This is a genomic window from Cyanobium sp. BA5m-10, assembly GCF_024346255.1.
GTDB classification, from domain to species: domain Bacteria; phylum Cyanobacteriota; class Cyanobacteriia; order PCC-6307; family Cyanobiaceae; genus Cyanobium_A; species Cyanobium_A usitatum.
In genome coordinates this window covers 31840-53305 of record NZ_JAGQCP010000004.1, presented here as the reverse complement: position 1 = coordinate 53305, position 21466 = coordinate 31840, and the positions used below count along the sequence as shown (strand labels likewise).

General features: G+C 62.9%; 33 protein-coding genes and 1 pseudogene. 16 read left to right on the top strand and 18 right to left on the bottom strand.

Annotated features, from left to right (window positions below; translation table 11 throughout):
• The first annotated feature begins 63 nt into the window (after window positions 1-63).
• A complete protein-coding gene (locus tag KBY85_RS02995) occupies window positions 64-273 on the top strand; it encodes a hypothetical protein (RefSeq protein ID WP_254960063.1) in 210 nt (69 codons plus the stop codon).
• Between the two features lie 214 nt (window positions 274-487).
• On the opposite strand, the gene KBY85_RS02990 is transcribed toward KBY85_RS02995, so the two are convergent.
• The 7 genes from KBY85_RS02990 to hisF all read right to left on the bottom strand — a co-directional run bounded on the left by KBY85_RS02990 (window position 488) and on the right by hisF (window position 5899).
• Complete coding sequence (locus KBY85_RS02990) at window positions 488-1786, bottom strand: tyrosine-type recombinase/integrase (protein WP_254960062.1); 1299 nt, start codon at window positions 1784-1786, stop codon at window positions 488-490.
• Between the two features lie 188 nt (window positions 1787-1974).
• The gene (locus KBY85_RS15950; protein ID WP_254960061.1) at window positions 1975-2481 is read right to left on the bottom strand and encodes a GGDEF domain-containing protein; all 507 of its coding nucleotides are present in this window, start codon (window positions 2479-2481) and stop codon (window positions 1975-1977) included.
• Window positions 2482-2508: 27 nt separating this feature from the next.
• The gene (locus KBY85_RS02980) at window positions 2509-3096 is read right to left on the bottom strand and encodes a cache domain-containing protein (protein ID WP_254960058.1); all 588 of its coding nucleotides are present in this window, start codon (window positions 3094-3096) and stop codon (window positions 2509-2511) included.
• A gap of 151 nt (window positions 3097-3247) precedes the next feature.
• Window positions 3248-3994, bottom strand: a complete 747-nt coding sequence (locus KBY85_RS02975; RefSeq protein WP_254960057.1) for an EAL domain-containing protein — start codon at window positions 3992-3994, stop codon at window positions 3248-3250.
• Window positions 3995-4092: 98 nt separating this feature from the next.
• Window positions 4093-4797, bottom strand: a complete 705-nt coding sequence (gene ubiE / locus KBY85_RS02970; RefSeq protein ID WP_254960056.1) for a bifunctional demethylmenaquinone methyltransferase/2-methoxy-6-polyprenyl-1,4-benzoquinol methylase UbiE — start codon at window positions 4795-4797, stop codon at window positions 4093-4095.
• Entirely contained in the window at window positions 4784-5068 is a 285-nt protein-coding gene (locus KBY85_RS02965; protein WP_254960055.1) for a hypothetical protein, read from the bottom strand. The genes ubiE and KBY85_RS02965 overlap by 14 nt, the downstream gene beginning before the upstream one ends.
• Window positions 5069-5113: 45 nt before the next feature.
• The gene (gene hisF / locus KBY85_RS02960) at window positions 5114-5899 is read right to left on the bottom strand and encodes an imidazole glycerol phosphate synthase subunit HisF (protein ID WP_254960054.1); all 786 of its coding nucleotides are present in this window, start codon (window positions 5897-5899) and stop codon (window positions 5114-5116) included.
• Between the two features lie 57 nt (window positions 5900-5956).
• Here hisF and KBY85_RS02955 point away from each other — a divergent pair, with 57 nt between their 5' ends.
• The 3 genes from KBY85_RS02955 (at window position 5957) to KBY85_RS02945 (ending at window position 9286) form a co-directional block, all read left to right on the top strand.
• Window positions 5957-6172: a DUF2862 domain-containing protein gene (locus tag KBY85_RS02955; protein WP_254960053.1), complete on the top strand. Its 216-nt coding sequence runs from the start codon at window positions 5957-5959 to the stop codon at window positions 6170-6172.
• 71 nt (window positions 6173-6243) lie between these two features.
• The gene (gene chlG / locus KBY85_RS02950) at window positions 6244-7164 is read left to right on the top strand and encodes a chlorophyll synthase ChlG (protein WP_396121808.1); all 921 of its coding nucleotides are present in this window, start codon (window positions 6244-6246) and stop codon (window positions 7162-7164) included.
• A 1-nt stretch (window position 7165) separates the two neighbouring features.
• Window positions 7166-9286, top strand: a complete 2121-nt coding sequence (locus KBY85_RS02945) for a transglycosylase domain-containing protein (protein ID WP_254960051.1) — start codon at window positions 7166-7168, stop codon at window positions 9284-9286.
• 7 nt (window positions 9287-9293) lie between these two features.
• On the opposite strand, the gene KBY85_RS02940 is transcribed toward KBY85_RS02945, so the two are convergent.
• Together KBY85_RS02940 and KBY85_RS02935 are read right to left on the bottom strand one after the other, a co-directional pair.
• Window positions 9294-10637, bottom strand: a complete 1344-nt coding sequence (locus KBY85_RS02940; protein WP_254960141.1) for a 16S rRNA (cytosine(967)-C(5))-methyltransferase — start codon at window positions 10635-10637, stop codon at window positions 9294-9296.
• 120 nt (window positions 10638-10757) lie between these two features.
• Window positions 10758-11120 carry an MGMT family protein gene (locus KBY85_RS02935; protein ID WP_254960050.1) on the bottom strand — a complete coding sequence of 121 codons (363 nt, stop codon included), beginning with the start codon at window positions 11118-11120 and terminating at the stop codon, window positions 10758-10760.
• Window positions 11121-11283: 163 nt separating this feature from the next.
• On the opposite strand from KBY85_RS02935, the gene KBY85_RS02930 reads away from it, so the two are divergent.
• A complete protein-coding gene (locus KBY85_RS02930) occupies window positions 11284-11979 on the top strand; it encodes a TrmH family RNA methyltransferase (RefSeq protein WP_254960049.1) in 696 nt (231 codons plus the stop codon).
• Between the two features lie 21 nt (window positions 11980-12000).
• Here the strand turns inward: KBY85_RS02930 and KBY85_RS02925 are convergent, their stop codons facing one another.
• Entirely contained in the window at window positions 12001-12213 is a 213-nt protein-coding gene (locus KBY85_RS02925) for a hypothetical protein (protein ID WP_254960048.1), read from the bottom strand.
• Between the two features lie 101 nt (window positions 12214-12314).
• Here KBY85_RS02925 and KBY85_RS02920 point away from each other — a divergent pair, with 101 nt between their 5' ends.
• Both KBY85_RS02920 and KBY85_RS02915 read left to right on the top strand, forming a co-directional pair.
• Complete coding sequence (locus KBY85_RS02920) at window positions 12315-12443, top strand: hypothetical protein (RefSeq protein ID WP_254960047.1); 129 nt, start codon at window positions 12315-12317, stop codon at window positions 12441-12443.
• Window positions 12444-12488: 45 nt separating this feature from the next.
• Complete coding sequence (locus KBY85_RS02915) at window positions 12489-13607, top strand: ATP-binding protein (protein ID WP_254960046.1); 1119 nt, start codon at window positions 12489-12491, stop codon at window positions 13605-13607.
• Between the two features lie 40 nt (window positions 13608-13647).
• On the opposite strand, the gene KBY85_RS02910 is transcribed toward KBY85_RS02915, so the two are convergent.
• Genes KBY85_RS02910 through KBY85_RS02900 form a run of 3 tightly spaced genes read right to left on the bottom strand, consistent with a single transcriptional unit; the run spans window position 13648 to window position 15306 of the window.
• On the bottom strand, window positions 13648-14511 hold the full coding sequence (locus KBY85_RS02910; protein WP_254932458.1) for an ABC transporter permease: 864 nt from the start codon (window positions 14509-14511) through the stop codon (window positions 13648-13650).
• Between the two features lie 17 nt (window positions 14512-14528).
• Entirely contained in the window at window positions 14529-14984 is a 456-nt protein-coding gene (locus KBY85_RS02905) for a TA system VapC family ribonuclease toxin (protein ID WP_254932459.1), read from the bottom strand.
• Window positions 14965-15306, bottom strand: coding sequence for a hypothetical protein (locus KBY85_RS02900; protein ID WP_254960045.1), 342 nt, complete (start codon window positions 15304-15306; stop codon window positions 14965-14967). The genes KBY85_RS02905 and KBY85_RS02900 overlap by 20 nt, the downstream gene beginning before the upstream one ends.
• 38 nt (window positions 15307-15344) lie before the next feature.
• On the opposite strand from KBY85_RS02900, the gene KBY85_RS02895 reads away from it, so the two are divergent.
• From KBY85_RS02895 to KBY85_RS15940, 8 genes and pseudogenes are all read left to right on the top strand, one after another.
• Window positions 15345-15647: an AbrB/MazE/SpoVT family DNA-binding domain-containing protein gene (locus KBY85_RS02895; RefSeq protein WP_254960044.1), complete on the top strand. Its 303-nt coding sequence runs from the start codon at window positions 15345-15347 to the stop codon at window positions 15645-15647.
• A gap of 5 nt (window positions 15648-15652) precedes the next feature.
• Window positions 15653-15808 (top strand): type II toxin-antitoxin system PemK/MazF family toxin, encoded by a 156-nt coding sequence (locus tag KBY85_RS02890; protein WP_254932462.1) that lies wholly within the window; start codon window positions 15653-15655, stop codon window positions 15806-15808.
• Between the two features lie 201 nt (window positions 15809-16009).
• Window positions 16010-16279: a CopG family transcriptional regulator gene (locus KBY85_RS02885; protein ID WP_254932463.1), complete on the top strand. Its 270-nt coding sequence runs from the start codon at window positions 16010-16012 to the stop codon at window positions 16277-16279.
• Window positions 16276-16761: a TA system VapC family ribonuclease toxin gene (locus KBY85_RS02880; RefSeq protein ID WP_254932464.1), complete on the top strand. Its 486-nt coding sequence runs from the start codon at window positions 16276-16278 to the stop codon at window positions 16759-16761. Before KBY85_RS02885 ends, KBY85_RS02880 begins: the two co-directional genes overlap by 4 nt.
• Before the next feature lie 69 nt (window positions 16762-16830).
• Window positions 16831-17082 carry a FitA-like ribbon-helix-helix domain-containing protein gene (locus KBY85_RS02875; protein ID WP_254932465.1) on the top strand — a complete coding sequence of 84 codons (252 nt, stop codon included), beginning with the start codon at window positions 16831-16833 and terminating at the stop codon, window positions 17080-17082.
• Window positions 17082-17480, top strand: a complete 399-nt coding sequence (locus KBY85_RS02870; RefSeq protein ID WP_254960043.1) for a type II toxin-antitoxin system VapC family toxin — start codon at window positions 17082-17084, stop codon at window positions 17478-17480. The genes KBY85_RS02875 and KBY85_RS02870 overlap by 1 nt, the downstream gene beginning before the upstream one ends.
• Window positions 17481-17587: 107 nt before the next feature.
• A pseudogene (locus KBY85_RS15945) lies at window positions 17588-17815 on the top strand (response regulator transcription factor); the annotation flags it as partial.
• A gap of 105 nt (window positions 17816-17920) precedes the next feature.
• Complete coding sequence (locus tag KBY85_RS15940) at window positions 17921-18184, top strand: winged helix-turn-helix domain-containing protein (protein ID WP_315859525.1); 264 nt, start codon at window positions 17921-17923, stop codon at window positions 18182-18184.
• On the opposite strand, the gene KBY85_RS02860 is transcribed toward KBY85_RS15940, so the two are convergent.
• From KBY85_RS02860 to KBY85_RS02845, 5 genes are all read right to left on the bottom strand, one after another.
• Entirely contained in the window at window positions 18153-18764 is a 612-nt protein-coding gene (locus KBY85_RS02860) for a zeta toxin family protein (RefSeq protein WP_254960040.1), read from the bottom strand. The two genes, KBY85_RS15940 and KBY85_RS02860, sit on opposite strands and share 32 nt — an antisense overlap.
• Complete coding sequence (locus tag KBY85_RS02855; protein WP_254960038.1) at window positions 18761-19177, bottom strand: ParD-like family protein; 417 nt, start codon at window positions 19175-19177, stop codon at window positions 18761-18763. Before KBY85_RS02855 ends, KBY85_RS02860 begins: the two co-directional genes overlap by 4 nt.
• Window positions 19178-19219: 42 nt before the next feature.
• Window positions 19220-19429, bottom strand: coding sequence for a hypothetical protein (locus KBY85_RS16040; RefSeq protein ID WP_396121805.1), 210 nt, complete (start codon window positions 19427-19429; stop codon window positions 19220-19222).
• Entirely contained in the window at window positions 19335-20096 is a 762-nt protein-coding gene (locus tag KBY85_RS02850) for a HAMP domain-containing sensor histidine kinase (protein ID WP_254960037.1), read from the bottom strand. Before KBY85_RS02850 ends, KBY85_RS16040 begins: the two co-directional genes overlap by 95 nt.
• Before the next feature lie 86 nt (window positions 20097-20182).
• A complete protein-coding gene (locus KBY85_RS02845) occupies window positions 20183-20338 on the bottom strand; it encodes a hypothetical protein (protein WP_254960036.1) in 156 nt (51 codons plus the stop codon).
• A gap of 108 nt (window positions 20339-20446) precedes the next feature.
• Between KBY85_RS02845 and KBY85_RS02840 the strand changes: the two genes are divergently transcribed.
• Window positions 20447-20875 carry a prepilin-type N-terminal cleavage/methylation domain-containing protein gene (locus tag KBY85_RS02840; RefSeq protein WP_254960035.1) on the top strand — a complete coding sequence of 143 codons (429 nt, stop codon included), beginning with the start codon at window positions 20447-20449 and terminating at the stop codon, window positions 20873-20875.
• Window positions 20876-21466: the final 591 nt, after the last annotated feature.

Sequence of the window (21466 nt, the reverse complement as noted above, 5' to 3'; positions counted from 1 at the left end):
GTCCGTCTTTCGTTGCAGTCTCTTTCGCACTGCAGCTAAATTCCCACAACCTGTTTACGACTCATGAAAAGCACCCTCTTTATCGCCCTGTCCCTTGCCTCGCTCACTGCTCCAGTTCAGGCTGCAAGCTGCTCTGACCTATCTGCAAAGCGTGCGAGCTATGTGCAGCAGGCCGAGGATGCTTACACTCGTCAGAGCTACGCGGTATCCAAGAAGCTAATGGAGCTTGCCGAGGCGAAGAGTGCCGAGCTCAAAGTCAAAGGGTGTCGCTGACAATTTCTCGTCACTCTGGGCAGGGGGACAGGTTGGCGTGGAGCTCTCAAAGCAACATGGACAGAACCGGCTGGTAGATGTTGCTGGCCAAAGCTGAAACACACAGCGAATACGTCGACTTTGAGACTTGCTAGTGCGTGACACATGACGCGGGCTTCGAGTGCGAAGCGGCGGTCCAAGTCTCAAAAACGGCTTCTCAGTTCGTATTAATTTGCTAGCCGGTCCCTGAGTCCTCCTCCTCGGACTCCCCAGCCAGCTCCAACGCGTTTACTGGCCTCCGCTCGGTCTCCCGAGCTCCGTAGGTCCTTGGCGTGGCCTCCGACGCCCGTCTGACGAGGTCCTGGCGGTCGTAGTGCTTCTGCAGCACTTCCACAGTGTGGTTGGCCAGGCGGGCGACCAGGTACACGTCCACTCCCTTCTCAAGCAGGTCGGTCACGAATGTGCTTCGTGTGCTGTAGAGGTTCAGGTGTGTCAGGCCTAGCTCTGCTCTCAGCACGTCCCAGGTTTTGCTCCACTGGGTGTACGGGTACGGCTTGCTTGTGGCTGGGTTGCCGAAGACCAGGTCTGTTGGCTCCAACGGTCTGAACCCGTTTTCTTTTCGGTACGCCTGAACAAACTCCAGCCAGGCCTTTAGGTACCTCCCCGCCAAGCTCGGTACTGTCCGGTCCCTTTTGTTCTTTGTGCCTGGAGCCTTGCGCACCGTGACAAGGGCCAGCAGTTCCTTCTCCCCTGTTTTCGTCGAGACCGTGCGGCCTTCTTGAAACTGAACCTCTGACCACCGAAGCCTTGCAACCAGCTCTGACGGCCGGTTGCCGACCCAGCGGGCAGTTTGCAGGTAGCGACGGAAGCACTGCCGCCAGTAGCGGTGGGAGGCCCGCTTAAGCGGCTCCTCTGACCAGGTCCGCAGGTGCCTCCAAGTTTTTTCCCACTCCTTTGAGCTGAAGGGCGGGTTGGCTTCAAAAGTGTCGTCGTAGGTGTCGCGCAGCTTCACCCTTGGTTCAACACCAGTCAGACCTCGTTGCTTGAGGTACTTGGTGAAGAACGTTCTAAAGGCGGTCAACTCGCGGTTCAGGGTGCTGTCCTTGACGCCTGTGGTCTTTTGACTGCGCTTCACCAGCTTTGGTGACACATTCAGGCGCCACTGCCGGTAGTCGTTGAGTCCGTCAGCTGGAAAGTCTCGAACAAACCGAAAACCCTTGTGTTTGCAGTACAGCAGGAAAACTGTCGAGAACAGGGTTCTTGTGCACCTCAAGGTGTTCGCGCTCACCTCGCTGTCTGCACAGCGCTGGTCCTGCAGCTTCATGTACTCCCCTACTACCTGTTCCAGAGAGGTTCCCAGTGGCGAGCCACCGGCTTCAGCCGTGTTCCGCCAGACCCTCCAGGTTTTAACAGCGAACTCCTTTGCTTCCTCAAGGTCGTTGGTCTTGCAGCTCTTCGTGGCGTAGCGACGCTCCCCAGACAGGTACAGCCGGGCGCAGTAGTACGGCTTGGTGGCGTAGAGGACAACCTCCACCTCGCCGCCCAGAAGGGGGTGGCGCTCAAGGACACGAGGCAAGGACCAACACGGGCGACCGCCGCGACGTCAGAAGTCCGGACGCTAGCCCAGTTTTATTGGTCGTTTGCTGGTCTGTGCAGTTTACCCGGCGCAGAAGGCTTGCAAAGTCAGGGCTTCCGGAAGGGTTGCACTTCTGTCCTGGAAGTTCACGCTGCTGTGCTGGGCTTTGGATCGATTCTGCCCAGTAGGGGGGCCTCAGCCTCCAGGCACACAACCCGATCACGCCCCCCACGCTTGGCCGTGTAGAGAACCTGATCAGCCCGCAGCAGCAGCTCCTTAAGAGTTTCACCGTGCTGATAGGTGGTGACGCCGCAGCTGAGGGTGGGTGGGGCAATGGGCTCAGCCGAGCTGGAGGAAGCGGCCAGCAGCAACACCACCGCTGACACCGCCAGGGCAATCAGCAGATTCTGAGCAAGGATCGACAGCAGAGCTGCCTTGCTCGGATCGTTTTGCTGCAGCACCACAATCACCCAACCGAGTGCGGGGATCTGGCGACTGTTCACGAACAGCTGGCCCTCGCCATGGGGGAACTGCAGGGATGTGGCGGGCTGATTAAGGATCCGGGAAACATAAGGAGCCAGCCCGGAAACCTTTTTGAGGGTTGCCCCAGAGTCGGCGCCGGGGGAGAGCACCACCTGACCTGCATGGGTCACCAAAAGCACCCGGGCGCCATAGCGATCCTAATAGCGATTCAGCTCCCGGGCCAACTCGCGCACGTCCATACCTAAGCCGATAGAGCCAATGAAGCCACCCGCCTGATCCAGCACCCGAAAGTTGGTGAAGGCGGTTACCCGGTTGGGATCGGCCGTATCCCTATCGATGTTGACTTCAAAGGGATCGGCACTGGCCTGCACCCGGTAAAACCAGCGGTCGTTGGGATCGCTAGGGGAGACAGACTTAATCACCCCGTTTAGGTGGTAATAGCGACCGGTGCGATCGGACACAAAAAAGGCAGTGGTGGCTCCGTGTTCGGCCTGGATATTGCGGAGACAGCCAACCATTGCGGTTTGATCCCGCTCCCCGGCGGCAACCCAGCTCTCCAGGAAGGTGTTGCGTGCCATTGAAGACGAAAGCAGCGCCTGCGGGGTGAGGTACTGCTCCACTTCACCGGAGAGCGCCTGGGCCGTTAACGGCAGGGTGGTGTTGGCCAGCTGGCGATCAAGGATGCCGCGGGCACTGAAGTAGCTGAAGGCGCTGGAGGCTCCAAAACCGCAGAGCAGCAGCACCCCCATGGTGGGCAAAAACGGAAAGCGCCGCCCAGCCCGCACCGAAACAGGCCCAAAAGAAAAAGCTACTTAGCGTAAGCGGAGTCATAGGGCACTTAGCTCCAAGTTACCCCTCAAAAGATAGAGAATTAAAGGCATCTAGCCAGCCTGTTATCGCTCAACGCATTTGCTATACCAGCGACGGGGTTTTGATTCAGGATGCGTTGAGCATGCGGCCGAGCGACTCAGTGACGGCTGCGCTTGGCACGGTGAGGTTTTCAAACTGCTCAGCAGGTATGGCCTTGCTCCACAGCCAGCCCTGGCCCTGGTTGACGCCGATGCGGCGTAGGAAGGTGGCCTCCGATTCCGTTTCCACACCCTCGGCGCAGACATCCACGTTGATGGCGTGACAACCAGACACCAGCCACTTGAGAAAACGCTGGCGGAAGGAATCGGCATCAATGCCGGAGACAATCGAGCGATCCACCTTCACCTTGCTGAAATTCAGATTCAGCATGTGGGACAGGGGCGCATCTCCAGTGCCGAAGTCGTCCACCGCAATGGTGTGCAGCGAGGTGAGCTCGTTAATAAACGACGACTCATGCTGGCCGGACACACCACGCTCTGTGACCTCCACCACCAGGCGGCGACCAACCTTGCGGCGCAGGGTTTCGAGATCACCAACCGCCTTGGAGATCGGCCGGAAAAACATCTTGCCAGAGCCGATGTACTGGCAGGAGAGATTCACCGACAGCCACACGTTCGACTGCATCCGGTCGAGGGCCCGCAGAGCAAATATGAAAGAGTCTTGTGTGACGGAGATATTGAGAGCGGGATCTTCATCTAGAGCCTGAATCTCCTCAGAGCTGGGCACGTTGTGGTTGGGGCGCCACAGGACCTCGCCGCCGCAAACCCGGCCGGAAGAAAGGTCGATGATGGGCTGGATGTAGAAGTTTTCCAAAACCCTTGGGGATTCAACCCCTATTCAAAACAGATACTCCAATAGTAGTCACAATCGGGCCGCACACCAGGAGCCAGGATCCAAGCTGTCCACTGGCCTCAGGCCACCAGCTCCAGCAAACCCATCAGGCCACCAGCCAGGGGCCGATGCCTCACTTCGCTGAAGCCCGCCCGCCTCGCCAGCTGCTGCTGCTCGGAGCCCGTGGGAAACCGCTGCAGGCTCTCCTCCAGGTAGGCGTAGTGCTCGGGAATGCCGAACCGCTCGGCGGTGGGCACCACCAACCGGCGTAGATAAAAGCTCTGGAAACTCTCTACAGCCCCAGAGGTGCGATTGAAATCAAGCACTGCGGCGCGGCCGCCGTCGCGCAACAGCCGTCGCAACTCCAGCAGGCCTGCCCCTGGATCAGCGAGGTTGCGCAGCCCGTAGGCGATCACGGCCCCATCGCAACTAGCGCTCGCCAAGCCAGTGGCCAGGGCATCCCCCTGCTGCCAGCTCACCGCTAGCCAGGGCTGGGCGGCTGCCCGACGGGCCGCCACCGCCAGGGGGGCAGCGGCCGCATCTATGCCGAGCACGCTTCCACCCGGCCGCACCCGGTCAGCCAGCACTAGGGCCAGATCGCCGGTGCCGCAACAAAGATCTAAAAGATGCTGGCCAGGCTGGGGCTGCAACCAAGCAATCGCCTGACGTTTCCAGAGGCGATGCAGGCCAAAACTGAGCAGGTCGTTGAGCTGGTCGTAGCGGGGCGCTATCTGTTCAAACAGCTCCTGAACCGCATGTGGATCTCCGGGCCTAAAGCTGGCCATCCCAAGGCAACACAATCGAATCGAGACTGATGCCCGCATCCACAGCAGGCAAAAAGCTGGGGCTGGTGAAGGTGAGCACCATCACGGTGGCCAGGCCAACTGCAGCTGAGCACACCATGCAGCCAGCCAGCATCAACGAAAATTCCTGGCGATCGTTGGCGGCCTGCATCAGCTGCAGCGCCCAAGCAACCAGAGCCACCACAGCCGCCACCATGCCGAGGGCAATTGCGGTGGAGGCATTAGACGGGAGTACGGGAAGGGCAGAGAACAAGTGCTGGCCGAACCGAGTGAAGGTCTCTAGCCAATGTAACGAGCCTTAACAACTCAATGCGAGGGGCCGTATCGGCAAACCACGGCGCAGCAGCTCGGTCTTGATCTGCTCAACGCTGAGAATGCCATCGTGCAGCAAGGAGGCCAATAGGGCTGCTGAGGCATGGCCACCCGCCAGACCGGGGTCGAGGACCTCAGCGAGGTGGTCGATGCAGCCGGCACCGCCGGAGGCGATCACTGGCACCTGCACCGCATCGGCCACGGCGCGGGTGAGCTCCAGGGCGTAGCCCGCCTGGGTGCCATCACCATCCATGGAGGTGAGCAGGATCTCGCCAGCTCCGAGGGCCACCACCTGCCGGGCCCAGGCCACCGCATCGAGGCCCGTGTTCTCGCGGCCACCTTTGACGTACACATCCCAGCCCCCGCCAGCGCGGGCCCGGGCATCGATCGCCACCACGATGCATTGGCAACCAAAGCGCTCGGCGCCGCGGGCCACCAGCTCGGGATCGCGCACGGCTGATGAGTTGAGGCTCACCTTGTCGGCGCCGGCGCGCAGCAGGGCGGTGATGCCCTCAACGCTGCTGATGCCACCGCCCACGGTGAAGGGAATGGTGACCGCTTCAGCGGTGCGTTGCACCAGCTCCACCAGGGTGCCGCGGCCCTGGTGACTGGCGGCGATGTCGAGGAAAACCAGCTCATCTGCCCCAGCAGCGCTGTACCGACAGGCCAGCTCGACCGGATCACCAGCATCGCGCAGCCCAACAAAATTCACCCCCTTCACCACCCGGCCATCGGCCACGTCGAGACAGGGAATGATCCGCTTGGCAACCATGGACTGGAGCTCCGTAGGGCACTGTTAAGGTTGCGCCACTTTCCAGTCGCGCCGGCCATGTCCCAGGCTGCCACCATCAACATCGGCTCGAAGGTGCGGATCACCCGGGTTCGGGATCGCATCTCCAGTGAGATGGTTGATTCCCTGAAGGCCGATTCCACCGGCACCGTGACCGGCTTCCGCACGGTGGATGGCAAGGGCATCGGTGTGGTGGTGGAGCTAAGCGGTGGTCAGATCGCCTGGTTCTTTGACGACGAACTCACCCTCGCCTGAGGCCTAGGCCGTTGACCAACAGCCCCAATCCCGAAGCGGCCAGCGGCGGCGGCGCCCGTCAGCTGCTGGGCATGAAGGGTGCCAGCGGTACCAGCAGTATCTGGAAAATCCGGCTGCAGCTGATGAAGCCGGTCACCTGGATACCCCTGATTTGGGGTGTGCTGTGCGGTGCTGCCGCCTCAGGCAATTTCCATTGGAGCCTCAGCGAGGTGGGAGCCTCGATCGCCTGCATGCTGATGAGCGGGCCCCTGCTGGCCGGCTACACCCAAACGATCAACGACTACTACGACCGCGAAATCGACGCGATCAACGAGCCATACCGGCCGATTCCTTCAGGAGCGATTCCTTTAGGCCAGGTGAAGGCCCAGATCTGGATCCTGCTGCTAGCAGGGCTAGGAGTGGCCTACGGCCTTGATCTCTGGGCCGGTCACACCACCCCGGTGCTGCTGCTGCTGGCCCTGGGCGGCTCCTTTGTGAGCTTTATCTATTCAGCTCCGCCGCTGAAGCTCAAGCAAAACGGTTGGCTGGGAAACTACGCCCTTGGCGCCAGCTACATCGCCCTGCCCTGGTGGGCAGGCCAGGCTCTTTTTGGCCAGCTCACCTGGACCACCGCCCTACTCACCCTGGCCTACTCCCTAGCGGGCCTTGGCATCGCCGTGGTCAACGACTTCAAGAGCGTCGAGGGCGACCGTGCCATGGGCCTGCAATCCCTACCGGTTGCTTTCGGTATCGAAAAAGCCAGCTGGATCAGCGCCGGCATGATCGATGTATTTCAGCTGGCGATGGTGGCCGTGCTGATCGCCATCGGCCAACACTTCGCGGCGGTGTTGTTGGTGCTGCTGATCATTCCCCAGATCACCTTCCAGGACATCTGGCTGCTGCGTGATCCAGTTGCCTTCGATGTCAAATACCAGGCAAGTGCCCAACCATTCCTGGTGCTCGGCATGCTTGTGACCGCCCTGGCAATCGGCCACAGCTCCCTCGTTAGCTGAGGTGAACCGCCAGCCCCCCGCCAACGGCAAAGCTCCCCAGCCCCGCCGCACCAACCTGGTGGGAGTAGGGCTGCTTGCAGCCCTGATTGGCGGTGGCGTTGCCTGCGGCCAGGCGGCGCTAGTGGCGGGCTTTGACAGCCTGCTGCCCGACGCCCGCGGCATCAACCACTTCAACCGCCCAGGCACCCTCACCATCCTCTCGGCCGATGGCCAGGTGGTGCACAAGATCGGGCCGGTTACTCGCGAAAAGCTGACGCCCGAAACGATGCCGGCGTTGGTGCAGCAGGCTTTTATCGCCGCGGAAGACCGGCGCTTCTATCGGCACGACGGCATTGACCCGGTAGGGATCGGCCGGGCCATGGTGCGCAACCTGCGCAAGGGCTCGGTGGAGGAGGGGGCCAGCACGATCACCCAGCAGCTGGCCCGCACCGTATTTCTGAGCCAGGATCGCACCCTGATTCGCAAGCTCAAGGAGGCCGCCCTGGCCGGCAAGCTCGAGCGCCAGCTCAGCAAACCGCAGATCCTCACCGAATACCTCAACGTCGTTTATCTCGGCTCAAGCGCCTACGGCGTGGCCGACGCGGCCTGGGTGTATTTCACAAAAACCCCAGACCAGCTAACCCTCCCGGAAGCCGCCCTGATCGCAGGGCTGCCACCAGCCCCCTCGGTTTATTCGCCCCTGGTGAATCCCGACCTGGCCCTGGAGCGGCGGGCAGTGGTGCTGCGCCGCATGGAGGAGGCGGGCTTCATCAGCGTCAGTGAGCAACAGCAGGCTGAAGCGGCACCGCTGCAACTGAAGCCAGCTGAACCCAAATACTTAGACAGCCGCGCCCCCTACTTCAGCAGCTGGGTGCAGCAGGAACTGCCCAAGGTGCTCAGCCCCGAGCAGCTCGAGGTGGGTGGTTTGACAGTGCGCAGCAGCGTCAATTTGGCCTGGCAGGAGAAGGCGCAGTCGGCGGTGAACATCTATGCCACCGGCAGCATGCAGGGCGCTCTGGTGGCGATGGAGCCCGGCACCGGCCTGGTGCGGGCGATGGTGGGTGGCACCGACTTCAAGGACAGCCAGTTCAATCGGGCAGCCCAGGCCCTGCGCTCGCCCGGCTCCACCTTCAAGTTGTTTGTGTATCTCACGGCCCTGCAGCGGGGGATGCTGCCAGAGCGAATATTCCGCGATTCGGCCCGCTGCTTCGCCGGCTACTGCCCCAAGAACTTCGGCAACCGCTACTTCGGTTCGGTGTCGATGGTGATGGCGCTGCAGAACTCGCTCAACACGGTGGCGGTGGGGCTGCTGCAGGAGCTGGGCTTCGACAAGGTGATTGAAACGGCCAAGAACCTCGGCATCACCCGCGAGCTGGGGCGCTTCTACCCCCTAGCTCTTGGCGCTACCGAGCAAACCGTGGTGGACATGACCGCCGCCTACGCCGCCATCAATAACGGTGGTATCTACGTGAAACCAACACCGTTTGAAGAGATCCTCGGCCCCGATGGCGAGCTGCTGTGGAGCCGCCGGGTGGATGGCGATCAAGGGCGCCGGGCCGTCAATAGCGACATCGCTGCCCTGATGCTGTGGATGCTGGAGCAGGCGGTGCGGTCGGGCACGGGCGGCGGCGCGGCCCTGCCAGACCGGCCGGTGGCCGGCAAGACGGGCACCTCAGAGGGGGGCCGCGACCTGTGGTTTATCGGTTCGATTCCCCAGCTCACCACTGGGGTGTGGCTGGGCTACGACGACAGCCGCACAACCAGGGACACCAGCGTGGTGGCCACCTACGCCTGGCGGGCCTTTATGGCGCCGATAAGCAAGGACCTGCCAGTGCGCCAGTTTCCGCCCAAGCCGCAGCTAGAGGACACCTACCGGCGCGATAAGAAGCAAGCTGAGCGCCGCCGTAAACCGGCAGCCAGCCCCGAAAGCTGGCGTGAACCGGCACCCCAGCCGTTGGAGCTTGATCCCACCCCCAGCCTCAACGAGCAGCCCTACACACCAGCCGTACCGGCCAGCCCTGCCGCGCCCCAGCCGCAAACACCAAGCACCCCTGCTGCTCCAAGCCCGGCGCCCGCCCCACCGCCACCGCCACCGCTGGAAGCCCCGCCACCCCCGGTGATGGCGCCACCACCACCCCCCTAACCCCGCCTTAGGCCTGCAGCCGGCCGGCAAAAAAGCCGTCGCCACCACTGGCGGCTGGCCAGCGCTGCCAGCTCTGCTGCAGCTGCCAGCCGGGGTGATCAGCAAGGAAGCCAGCGAGCAGCTGGCCATTTTCAGCCGGATGCACGGTGCAGGTGGCATACACGAGCTGACCGCCCGGCTTGAGCAGGGGCAGCAGGGATTCCAGCAGGGCCCGCTGCAGGGGCACCAACTCGGTGATGGATTCAGGGCTGATCCGCCAGCGGGCATCGGCGTGGCGGGCCAGGGTGCCGAGGCCCGAACAGGGGGCATCCAGCAGGATGCGATCAAACCAGCCGAGCCACTCAGGCTTCTCAGCCGCCAGGGCAGTGGCATCGGCGGCCAGGGTGTGGATGCACTGCAGGCCAAGGCGGGCGGCATTGACGCCCACCCGGCGCAGGCGCCCCTCGGAGCGATCCACGGCCCACACCTCACCCTCGTTGCCCATGAGCTCAGCGAGATGGGTGCTCTTGCCACCGGGGGCGGCGCAGGCATCGAGGATCCGCTCGCCGGGCTGGGGATCGAGCAGCAGACCCACCGCCTGGGCAGCGCGATCTTGCACGCACCAGTGCCCCTCGGCGTAGCCGGGCAGGGCGCGCAACTCACCGCTGCGGCCCAGCAGCGTGAGGCCCCCGGGCAGATCCGGCAGGGGGGCCGCCTCGATCCCGGCGGCAGTGAAGGCCTCCAAAACAGCAGCAGGCGTGGTGCGCAGCAGGTTGAGGCGCAGGTCGAGGGCGGGGGGTTGGTTGCAGGCCAGACCGAAGGCCTCGGGATCAGGCCACTGCAACGCCAGCTCAGCGAGCCAGGCGGGCAGGGAATGGCGCAGGCCATAGCTGGCGGCGGGGTCGCTGGGCAGGGGGCCCAGACCATCCCAGGGCTCAGGCCCGGCCTCCGCGCGCCGGCGCCCGCAGGCCCGAAGTAGGCCATTGGCCACCGGCGCCAGCCGGCCGAGTTTGCCCCGTTTCGCCAGCTCCACGGTGGTGCTCACCGCCGCGGAGGCCGGCACCCGGCTGCTGAACAGCAGCTGGTAGAGCCCCAAGTGCAGCAGCCAGCGCAACTTGGGCGGCTGGCGGGCTGCGGGCACCTTGCCGAGGGCATCGAGCCAGGCATCGAGCAGGCGCCGCTGGCGGATGGTGCCGTAGGCAAGTTCGGTGGCTAGGGCCCGGTCGGCGCCCTCAAGGGGATGGCGCTGGAGCTCCCGCTCGAGCGCCACATCGGCGTAGGCGCCAGCGCCCACCGCCAGCAACACCTGCCAGGCAAGCTGGCGCGGCGCCAGGCCAATCGCGGGAGTTTCGGCTGGGGGGGCGAGTGCCAGGGAGTGGGAAAGCGGAGGTCAAGGCTCCACAACTAGCGCGCAGGGGTGTGATGGGCGGGGGGAGGCGGCGGGGAAGGTGGCTGGGGAGGTGGATGTTTTTTGCTAGTTAGCTAAGGAGAACTAATTGATAAACACACCTTCTCCATCCCCAGCTCCAGTTCCAGCCCGCCAACGGTGCTGGGCCAGGGGAAGCTGGCCGGCTGCATCTACGGGGATGCCTTCAGCGAGCAGCAGCTCACGCTGGATCCAGTCGCTGCCTTCACGGCTGGGGTTGAAGCTGATCTGGCCGCGGGCATTCACCACCCGCTGCCAGGGAATGGGCGACGGCAACGGCAGCCGCCGCAGGGCCCAGCCCACCTGGCGGGCGGCGCCCCACACCCCAACCAGCTCAGCGATCTGGCCGTAGGTGGCCAGCTGTCCGCAAGGGATCTGGGCAACGACGGCGTAAACCCGCTGATCAAACGTGGGGGCGGGAGCTTGCATCGAGCGCCGGGCGGGAGGAAGCAAAGCTGGTTTGAGCTTGGGCAACCGAATGTTGAACCCAGCCTAAAAACAAAAAAGTGACTGCCGAAGGCCTACTTGTCATTAGGGAGACTGGGCATTCGGGAGATGCCCGTGATTCCGCACCTCAACTAAGCCCGACGCCATGCCCCTGCTGCCCCGCCGCTTTGAGCGGCTCAAGGCCGTGCTCGATCGCCGCATGGGCGATCTCACCGTGGTGCTTGAGCACGTGGATAAGCCCCACAACCTCTCGGCGATCCTGCGCAGCTGCGATGCGGTGGGGGTGCTGGAGGCCCATGTGGTGAGCCTGGCGGGCCGCACCCCCACCTTCAATTGCACCTCTAAGGGCAGTGAAAAGTGGGTACCGCTGCATCGCCATAGCGACGGCGCCAGCGTGGCCCTGCTGCGCCAACTCAAGGACCAGGGCTTTCGGCTCTATGGCACCCACCTGTCGGTGGAAGCGGTGGACTACCGCCAGTGCGACTTCACCGGCCCCAGCGCCCTGGTGCTGGGGGCGGAGAAGTGGGGTTTAAGCGCTGAAGCGGCGGCATTGGTAGATCAGCCGATCGTGATCCCGATGCACGGCATGGTGCAGTCGCTGAATGTGAGCGTGGCCTGCGCCACGCTGCTGTTTGAGGCGCTGCGTCAGCGGCAGGCCGCCGGGGTGCTGCCACTCCACGGCGAAGGGGTGCCGGCCGGGCGCTACGACAACCTGCTGCTTGAGTGGGCCTATCCGGAGGTGGCGGCCTGGTGCCAGCGGGAAGGCCGCCCCTATCCAAGCCTTGATGCCGAGGGGGCCATCAGCGAAACCCTGCCCCGCACGATCAAGCTCAGGCACTGAAGCCCGGCTACTGATGCTGGGCTACTGATATCTGCGGGCACTGGGCAGCCACAGGGCCAAGCCGAGGGCCAGCAGCTCCAGGAAAATCTGGCGGCCGCCCAGCAGCACCACCGCCAGGGCAACGGCAGCGAGAAACTTCTGGAACAGGCTCCAAACGTCGTCGTCATTGGCGTTGCCGCTGCACCAAAGCGCCGTCGCTGCAGAGAGCAGAAGCAGATCCAACCACCAGGGCATGGCTATCCACAGGCTGGCGGGACGTTCCCATTGTGGGGCGCCACTTGCAGGCCGTGTCCCCTAGCCCTGCAAGTTTGCAGATTCCGGCTTCGATCGGGTAGGTGGTCGACAAGATCACGATCCTGGAGCCCAAGGCCGCGCGGCTCAGCGGCGAGCGGCAGATCAACGCCAAGCCCGGGAGCATCAAGAAACAAGCGAGTAAACGCCTAGATCCCGTGCAAAATGGCTAGCAAAACTCCATTTTGGCTGCGTATATGGCGGCAATGCGGCGATTTTTGCAGCCACCTCCTGGCAGCTTCTTCCTTTTTGGCCCCCGCGGCACCGGCAAGTCGACCTGGCTGGCACAGGTGTTTCCCGAAGCCCTGCGGCTGGATCTGCTGGCACCGGATGTACTGAGGGCCTACCAGGCCCGGCCAGAGCGGCTGGCCGAATTAATCGCTGCCGCTGGCAAATCCGCTCACACGGTGGTGATCGACGAAATCCAGAAAGCCCCCCAGTTGCTCGATGTGGTGCATGCCCTGGTGGAGCAGCGGCGTGATCTGCGTTTTGTGCTCACCGGTTCGAGTGCTCGCAAGCTGCGCCACGGGGCTGCCAACCTGCTCGGCGGGCGGCTGGTGGCAGTGCACATGGGGCCCTTCATGGCTGCTGAGCTCGGCCAGGATTTTGATCTGATGCGGGCCCAATCCAATGGACTAGTGCCCCTCGTGTGGCAGGCAGTGGATCCCCAGGCAACCCTGGCGGCCTATGCCTCGCTGTATCTGCAAGAAGAGGTGCAGGCAGAAGCCCTGGTGCGTCAGATCGGGGATTTCGCAAGGTTTCTAGAGGTGATTAGCTTTTCGCAGGGCTCATTACTAAACCTGGCAAACCTGGCCCGGGAAACCGAGATACCCCGCAAAAGGGCCGAAAGCTATCTGGGAATTCTTGAGGATCTGTTGATCAGCTTTCGACTACCGGTGTTTCAACGACGGGCCCAGCGGCAGCTGGTGCAGCACCAGAAGTTTTTCTGCTTCGATGCCGGAGTTTTTCGCTCCCTCAGGCCCCGCGGCCCGCTTGATGCACCGGAAGAGATTGGCGGCATCGCTCTGGAATCCCTGGTGGCACAGCACCTGCGGGCGCTCTGCCAGCTGCGGCCAGGAGGGGCCCAACTCAGCTTCTGGCGCACCCGATCTGGATTGGAGGTGGATTTCGTTGTGTATGGCCCAGACCTGTTTATGGCAATCGAGGTGAAACACAGCAGGCGCATCGATCGGAGCGACCTCAAGGCGCTGCGGGCCTTCGGCGAGGACTACCCGGAGGCAGAGCGCTTGCTGCTCTCCTTTTGCCCAGAACCGCTGCTGATCGATGGCATCCGCTGTGAACCTCTGGAAGCCTGGCTTAGGCAGCTGCGCCCCTGAAGGAGCCAGGCTTCTGCTCTGGGCTTTCAAGATCTGGGCTTCAGGATCCCGTCCGCTGGGCGCTGCCACCGCTGAGCCAGGTCTCGAGGCCTTCACCTAAAAACGACAGCCCCAGCACCAGCACAAACATGGCCAGGCCCGGGTAGAGGGCGGTCCACCAGATGCCGGTGGGCACGGCGGTGAGGGCCTGCTGCAGGTCGCCGCCCCACTCGGGGATGGTTTCGGGCAGGCCCAGGCCAAGAAAGCCGAGGCCACCGAGCACCAGCACGGCATCGGCGGCGTTGAGGGTGAGCAGCACCGGCACCGAGGTGATCACGTTGCGCAGCAGGTAGCGGCGCAGGATCCAGATCGGGCCGGCGCCAAGCGACTGGGCCGCCTCCACAAACAACTCGGCCTTCACCTGGGCGGTTTGGTTGCGCACCACCCGGAAGTATTGGGGGATGTAGACGACGCAAAGGGCGGCGGCGGCATTGGGCAGGCCCCGGCCCAGCAGGAAGGCCAGCACAACCGAGAGCAGCAGCACCGGCAGGGTGTAGAGGGTGTCCATCAGCAGCACCAGCACCCGATCCACCCAGCCGCCCAAGTAGCCGCTCACCATGCCAAGCGGCACACCGATCAGCAGGGCGATCACCAGGGCCAGCAGCACCACCTGCAGGGCCACGCCACTGCCGGCCAGGGTGCGCACGCACACGTCGCGGCCCAAACGATCGGTGCCGCACCAGTGGCTCAGCGAGGGCTGGGCGTAGATCGGATTTTGCAAGCCGGAGTTGGGATCGGCCAGCCAGCCGGCATGCACCAGCAGCGGCGTGAGCAGGGCCACCAGGGCGTAGGCCACCACGATCACCAACCCCCAGCGGGCCATGCGGGCCGAGAGGCTGGGGGCGCGGCGCAGCGATAGGAGCATGGCGCGACCTTACGCAGCTAGGCGGCGTGAGGCAACAGCCACAGATCCAATCCCTGGGGCTGAAAGCTGCGGAAATCGCGATCGAAGCTGATCAAACACCAGCCGCCCGCAATGGCCACGGCAGCCAGATAGGCATCCATCCAGCGCTTGGGGGCCACCTGATCGACAGCGGCCAACCTGGCCCAGTGGGCCATCACCCCGGGCGGCTCCTCCACAAACGCCACCTGCCGAAGCACCAACCACTGCTCAAGTGCTGCCATGGCATCGGCATTGGTAGCTCGTTCCACTCCGCACGAGCGAAACACGGCCGCGGTGCTGGCTAGGCGCAAAAAACTCTGCTGCGTGGCCCGGCACCACAGCCAAGGATCGGCGGGTGTGGCAGCCAAGAGCTCCTGACGGGCGCTTTGATGACAGGGATGGCCTTCAAAAGTGGCGGCCAACCACACGTTGGTGTCAACCAGGGAAGCCGGCACGCTGCTGGTCCTCCGCCGCCAGGGTGGTGTGCTCGAGCTCCAGAAGCTCCTGCAGCGAGGGGATTTGCGGCGCCACAGCTGGATCGCGGCGGAACACCGGCAGGCCATCGGCCGCCAACTCAAGTGGACTGCCTGGCCGGGTTGCTGGCTTGGCACCCACCTGGCTCAATCCCTGGCGAATGAACTCGGCAACCAGGTCTTTAAAGGGGCGACCTTCATGCAAGGCGCGCTGCCTGGCCTGATGCAGCAGTGTGTCTGGCAGATCGATGGTGGTTTTCACGGTCGACGCCCTCAGCAGCCACAAAAGCCAGCTTACTGGCATGCCAGCAAGCATGCCCAGTTGACCATGCCCAGCTGACCATGCGAGCCGAAAGGCTTCCTTACCGAAAGGAGACCTCAGCCCTAGGGTGGGATACCGAGGGCATTGGTGAGAGGGTGATGGAGGTCGCAACCCATACGGCCAAGGGGCAAGTGACCGTACCCAAGGCGGTGCGTGAAGCCTTGGGGCTGCGGCAGGCGGATCAACTCAGCTGGGAGATGGAAGATGGCTCGGTCCGCGTGCGGGCAATTGCTCCACTCGACCTGGCCTACTTACGCAGCCTCGATGCCAGCCTGCAGGAGTGGAGCAGCCCAGCGGATGAGGAAGCCTTCGCCGGGCTATGAAGCCGTTGGAACGTCATTCGCTGGTTCTGGTGCCGTTCCCCTTCACGGATCGCGCCACCCAGAAGCGGCGACCGGCGGTGGTGCTGTCTTCACCCGACTTCCAGCGCGCCTCAGGCCACGTGCTGCTGGCGATGGTGACGTCGGCCAAACAATCCGCGTGACCCCTGGATTGGAGGATCCAACACCACCAGGCCGCCGGCCTGCCCCAGCCCTGCCTGGTGCGCTTCAAGGTGTTCACGCTGGATGAACGCCTGATCCTGAAGACCCTGGGACACATGGCCCCGCCCGATCGCGATGGGGTCGCAGCCCAGCTGCACAAATTGGTGGGCTGAGAACGAGGCTGAAGATCGCGGCTAAGGTTGATGATTGATGCCTCACACCAGATGCGCACCACCCTGCGGCTGGATGACGACGTGCTCTCAGCAGCACGGGTGCTGGCTCGCGAACAGCGCCAACCCATCGGGAACGTGATCAGCGACTTGCTACGCCGCGCCCTAACCACCCCAGGGCCAGCAGATCCCGGCAGCCCGCCGCCGGAGCAGCGCAATGGGTTTCCGTTGCTGCCCCTGCAACCCAGCGGAGGCCCCGTGGATCTTGAGCTCGTCAACAGCCTGCGGGAGGACGGGGAGTGATCCCTGTTGCCCTGCTCGATGCCAACGTGCTAATCGCCTTAATCGACCCAAGGCATGTGCACCACGAGAGCTGCCACCGCTGGTTTTCCAGCCGGGGCGAAGCTCCCTGGGCCAGTTGTGTGATCACCCAGAACGCAGTCCTGCGGATCGTGGGGCATCCCCGCTACCCGAATTCCCCGGGATCGCCGGCGGTGGTGAGCCGGATCCTGGAGGAGCTGGTTGGCCATCCGCAGCACCGGTTCTGGGCAGACGCCCCGAGCCTGCTGGGCCTTAGCCATGTCAACCCCCGGGCCCTGGTGGACTCGGGCCAGATCACCGACACCTATCTCCTAGCTCTGGCGGTGCAACAGGGAGGGGTGCTGGCCAGCCTCGACCAACGCCTCACCACCGTTGCCGTGGCAGGCGGGCAGGCCAGCCTCGAGCTGATTGCCACGGACACCGCAGGCTTGGCAGGTCATGCCCCTGAACGCGCCAGCCAGTAGCTGGAGAGCCCAAGCAAGTGCATGCATAACGCATGCGCTTGCATTAAAGTGTTTACCGAGTCCGACACGATGACGATGCCGTCGCTTCAGATTCGCGACCTGCCCGAACCGCTGCATCGGCTGCTGCAGCGGCGTGCCCGGGCCCACAAACGCAGCCTCAGCCAGCAGGCCTTGTCCGACCTGGAAACCCAGGCGGGCGGAGATCCCCGTCTACGGCGCCGAGCGGCCCTGGAGCGCATCGAACAACGCTGGTCACAGAGCCCGCCCCTGAAGTGGTCCCAGTCCCCGGAAGATCTGGTCCGGGCCGACCGGGAGCGCTAATGGACGCCATGCCGACTTGTGTGCTGGATGCCTCTGCAGCGATCCGGGTGATAACGGGCGATCCGGTGGGGTCCAAGTGGCTGGATCAACTCAAAGAGGCCCCGCTGGTCCTGGCACCAGAGTTGATGTTGAGCGAAGTAGCCAACACCTTGTGGAAACTGCAGCGCGGCGGCAACCTCAACGGACTTGATCCGCAGGCCCTGCTGGCGGATGCCCGCGATCTGGTGGATCAAATCGAACCGGATCGCCACCTACAGGTGGAGGCACTGGCACTGGCCTGCCACCTCGACCATCCTGTCTACGATTGTCTTTACCTTGCCCTAGCCAGGCGAGAGGCAGCCCAGCTATTAACGGCTGATCAGCGCCTTGAGGGACTTGCCTCCAAGGTGCTGCCGTGAAACTCATACCCAGCCCCCGCCTACTGATCGTCGACGACGACCCGGAGCTGCGGATGTTTCTGCGCACCGAGCTGGAGATCGAGGGCTAAGCCTGCACGGAGGCGGCCAGCGGCCAGCAGGCCCTGGGGTTGATCCGCGCCGAATCCTGGGACCTGCTGCTGCTGGATTGGACCCTGCCGGATTTCAGCGGTGTGGAGATCTGCCGGCGCTTGCGGGGCAGCGATGATCACACGCCGGTGCTGATGCTCACCGCCCGCGACGACGTGCGCGAACGGGTGGAGGCGCTCGATGCCGGCGCCGACGACTACCTCACCAAACCCTTTTCAATCGAGGAGCTGCTGGCCCGGGGACGGGCACGGCTGCGCAGCACCAGCAAATCCAGCAGCGAGCCGGAAATACTGCAGCTAGCGGATCTGCAGCTCACTGCGGCCAGCCGGGAGGTGAGCCGGGGCGGCGAAAGCATCACCCTCACCGGCAGGGAATTTGAGCTGTTGCACCTGTTACTGCGTCAGCCCAATCAGGTGCATAGCCGCGAAGCGATCCTCAACGCGGTGTGGGGCGAACAATGGGTAGGCGACGACAACGTGCTTGATGTCTATATACGGGCGCTGCGCCGCAAGCTAGAGAGAGAGGGCCAACCCAACCTGATTCAGACGGTGCGCGGCGTGGGCTTCATGCTGAAGGAGGCACCCCCAAGGGCCTAAGCAGATCGAGGGCCCAATCCGGGAGTGGATCTTGGTAGCGCTGCTCAAGGCCAGCAATGATTGTGGCTACAGGCAAAAACGGATTATCAGCAGAGGAATTATCAACAAGACGCACTTGATCGCAAAGGGGCAATGAAGCCTTTACATTTTTGAGCAGTCGGGGGATACGGCTGATCACCTTTTCAGCCGGAACGTGATGACCACCCTCTGATATGCGTTGGACGATCCGTGCCTGGTTTAAGGAGGCGTTATTGAGATGAATCAGCACCAAGATCACCTCGTAACCCAGTGCCTTGGCGCGGGCAACAAAATCGACCTTGGAAGGATGGGAATAGACCGTTTCAAAGCAAAAGCTGAAACCTCTCAGCAGCAATAATTCGCGCTGCTGCTCAGCCAGTAGGGCCGCCTCAAGCCCATGGGCTTCCGGGGCCTCCGGCTCGATGAGTTTGGCGAGGTTGTCGGCATTCACAAAGGGAAGACCCAGGGGCTCCAGGAAAAGCCGATGAAAGGTGCTCTTGCCGGCGCCGTTACCGCCCACCAGCAACCAGAGCTGTTTGCCAGAAACCACACGCTCGCTCAACCCAACTCCGGCTCACAGGGAATAAAGATGCCGTTGGAAAAGCTGCCGGTGCTGCGGCTGCCATCTGCTGCAATGCGCTCCAGCGCTCCGGGCTGACTGGCAGAAGCCTGGTAGCGGATGGCGGCATGACTCACCAAGTGGGGCAGCTCCCCGCTCTGCCTTGTCCTTTCAATGGCAGCGAACACCGCTTCTGGCGCCACGGGCTGAGCCACAACCGGCTCCACCTGCAGCCGCGCCAGCCCAGCTTGCACATCCAGCAAGCTGTCGGGGTCGACAAAACGACAAACCTGCCGGCCCAGTGCTGCCCAGTATTCGATCTGCTCGGCGGCGCTGCGATGGTGCCGGGCACCTGCCTGGGTAGCGCTTTGCATCAACTCCTCCTGCAGGCGCACCGGGGATGGGGATTTCGCCATAGCCCAGCTCGACAGGAGAACGGATTTGATCGTAGCAATCTGCTACGCGCTGACCGCCTCCAAGCTCCTAGACAGGGGTAGATGCAGCTGAAAATCAGCGCCACCACCGGGGGCCTCGGCCACCTGCACCGAGCCAGCTTCCACACCAGGGCCTTGGTCACACACATGCAGCACCAGGGAATCGCCCTGCTGATCGGCGGCAAGGCTGACCGGCTGCGGCGTGGGGCTGTAGTGGAGGGCGTTTTCGATCAAGGCGGCCAGGCACTCCTGCAGCCGCTCCGGATCCCCCATCGCCACTAGCAGCTCCGCCGCTGGCGTATCTAGGCGCAAGCGCCAACCGCTGCTGACGGCCCGAATCAATGCGGGCCAGATCGAGCAGGTTGCTCACGAGGCTGCCCATGCGCAGGGCCTCCTGCTGAATCAGCTGCAGCGAGGGCGCTGTGGCCTCAAGACCCGGCTGGCGCAGCAAGCGCTGGGCATGGCCGGAGATCAGGGTGATCGGCGTGCGCAGCTCATGGGCCACGCCATCCACAAAGGAACGCTGCCGCTCCCAGGGAACCGAAAGGCGCTGCTGAAGATCGTTGAAAGCAAGGGCGACGGGCTGCAGCTCCTCGGGCTGCTCGGCCACGGGAATCTGGTCCCAGGCCAGGGGCGACGGCTGGGTGGCGGAGAGATGATTTGTGAATTCCTGCAGGGGCTTCACCAGACCCCTCTGCAACACAAGGCGCAGCAGGCCATTGGTGAATAGGCTGGATACACCGGCGGCTACCACCAGCAGCCAGAAGGCCAGGCGCTCCTGCTGCACCGAGGCGGTCACGTTTTGCTCTACCAACAGGGTGGCAGCGCTGCCATCCACCAGGGCCAGGGGCACCTGGCTCACCAGCCACTCCTGGCCACCACGGCTCTGCAGCACAGGCATCGCCTTGGGCTCTGAAGGGCGGCTGCCCCAGGGCTGCAGCAGCTGCAGGTGCCAGCCCGGCAGCAGGGCAGCCTTCAGCTGGGGCGCTAGCTGGCGGCGTTGCGGTGGGCGGCGTTGCGATGCAGCCCGGCCATCTGCTGGTTGAACAGCAGCAGCAGGCTGTAGCCAGCCAGCACCGCCAGCAGCGAGGTGCTCTGCAGCCAGAGCCGCAGTGGAGAAATCCGCACTGGCCAGCGGGCCATGGCGCAACAACCAGACAATCCTCTGATTCTGCTCAGATTGCCTCTGTTGGCACGGCGGCAAAACAGCGCAATAATTATTTCGTGTTTCAGTCGACGAGCCGCTTTTCCATGACCTCCAGCCTCCAATCCAAGCTTCTGGCCCAACGCGCGATATTCCAGCGCCTCCATAGCTCCAAGAAGCGCAGCAAGCTGCAAGCCGGCTTCACGCTGGTGGAACTGCTGATCGTTGTGATCATCATTGGCATCCTGTCGGCCATCGCCATTCCTGCATTCCTGAACCAGCAAGAAAAAGCCAGAGCGAAGGCAGCCGATTCAACCGTTATGAGCGCAGCACGAGCATGCGCCGCTCTTCAAATTGATACCGAACAGACTCAGTTCGTTGCGCCAGCTGGTATTACTCCCACCACATGTGCCGCAACCGGGACTGCGCAAACTTATACATCTTTGGTTGCTAATTTTCCCGCCCTTACCACACAAGCCGTTGCAACCATAGCAACTAATGGTGGCGTCTCCCTTACCACTCCAGCAGTTCCCTAGACCAATCTAAACAAGACCAGAGCCTCGCTTTTCCTATCCATCTAATTAATACTTTAGAACCATGCATCCCCGCTGACTACGATACAAGTAGTTGTCAGCCTTAAATCTCTTCCACGGGCAGGCTCCGGGGGAGAGATTTTTTATTAGATGCCAAGCCCCATATATTCCTTGCGACCCATACGCAAGCCAAGCGGGGAAAGCAAGCAGAGAGAGACCTTGGCGTAGTCAACTCAAAACCCAGCAAGCCCCTGCAGCTCCATTGCCTTGTGCGACCAGCTACTCAGCAAAGCTACTCTTTTATCATACGTTTCCCGCTTACACAAAATAGTATCAGGAATATCGATTTTTCAAATATCATGCAATCGAGCAGCGTTCAATCTAATCAACCACAGCCCCGCCCAGGCATCAACAGCCAGTCCAGCCAGCAGCATCCTCACTTGATATTTCCGGTTTAAAAACCTCACCGCACCCCTAAGAAGTGGGCCAAATCAGCTATTACGAGCGGTGCCGCCTGAACCGCAAATCCGTTATCCACCGCGTGGCCAATAAAGTTTGCCACCACTACCAATACCAATCCCAAATTCTCTGTAT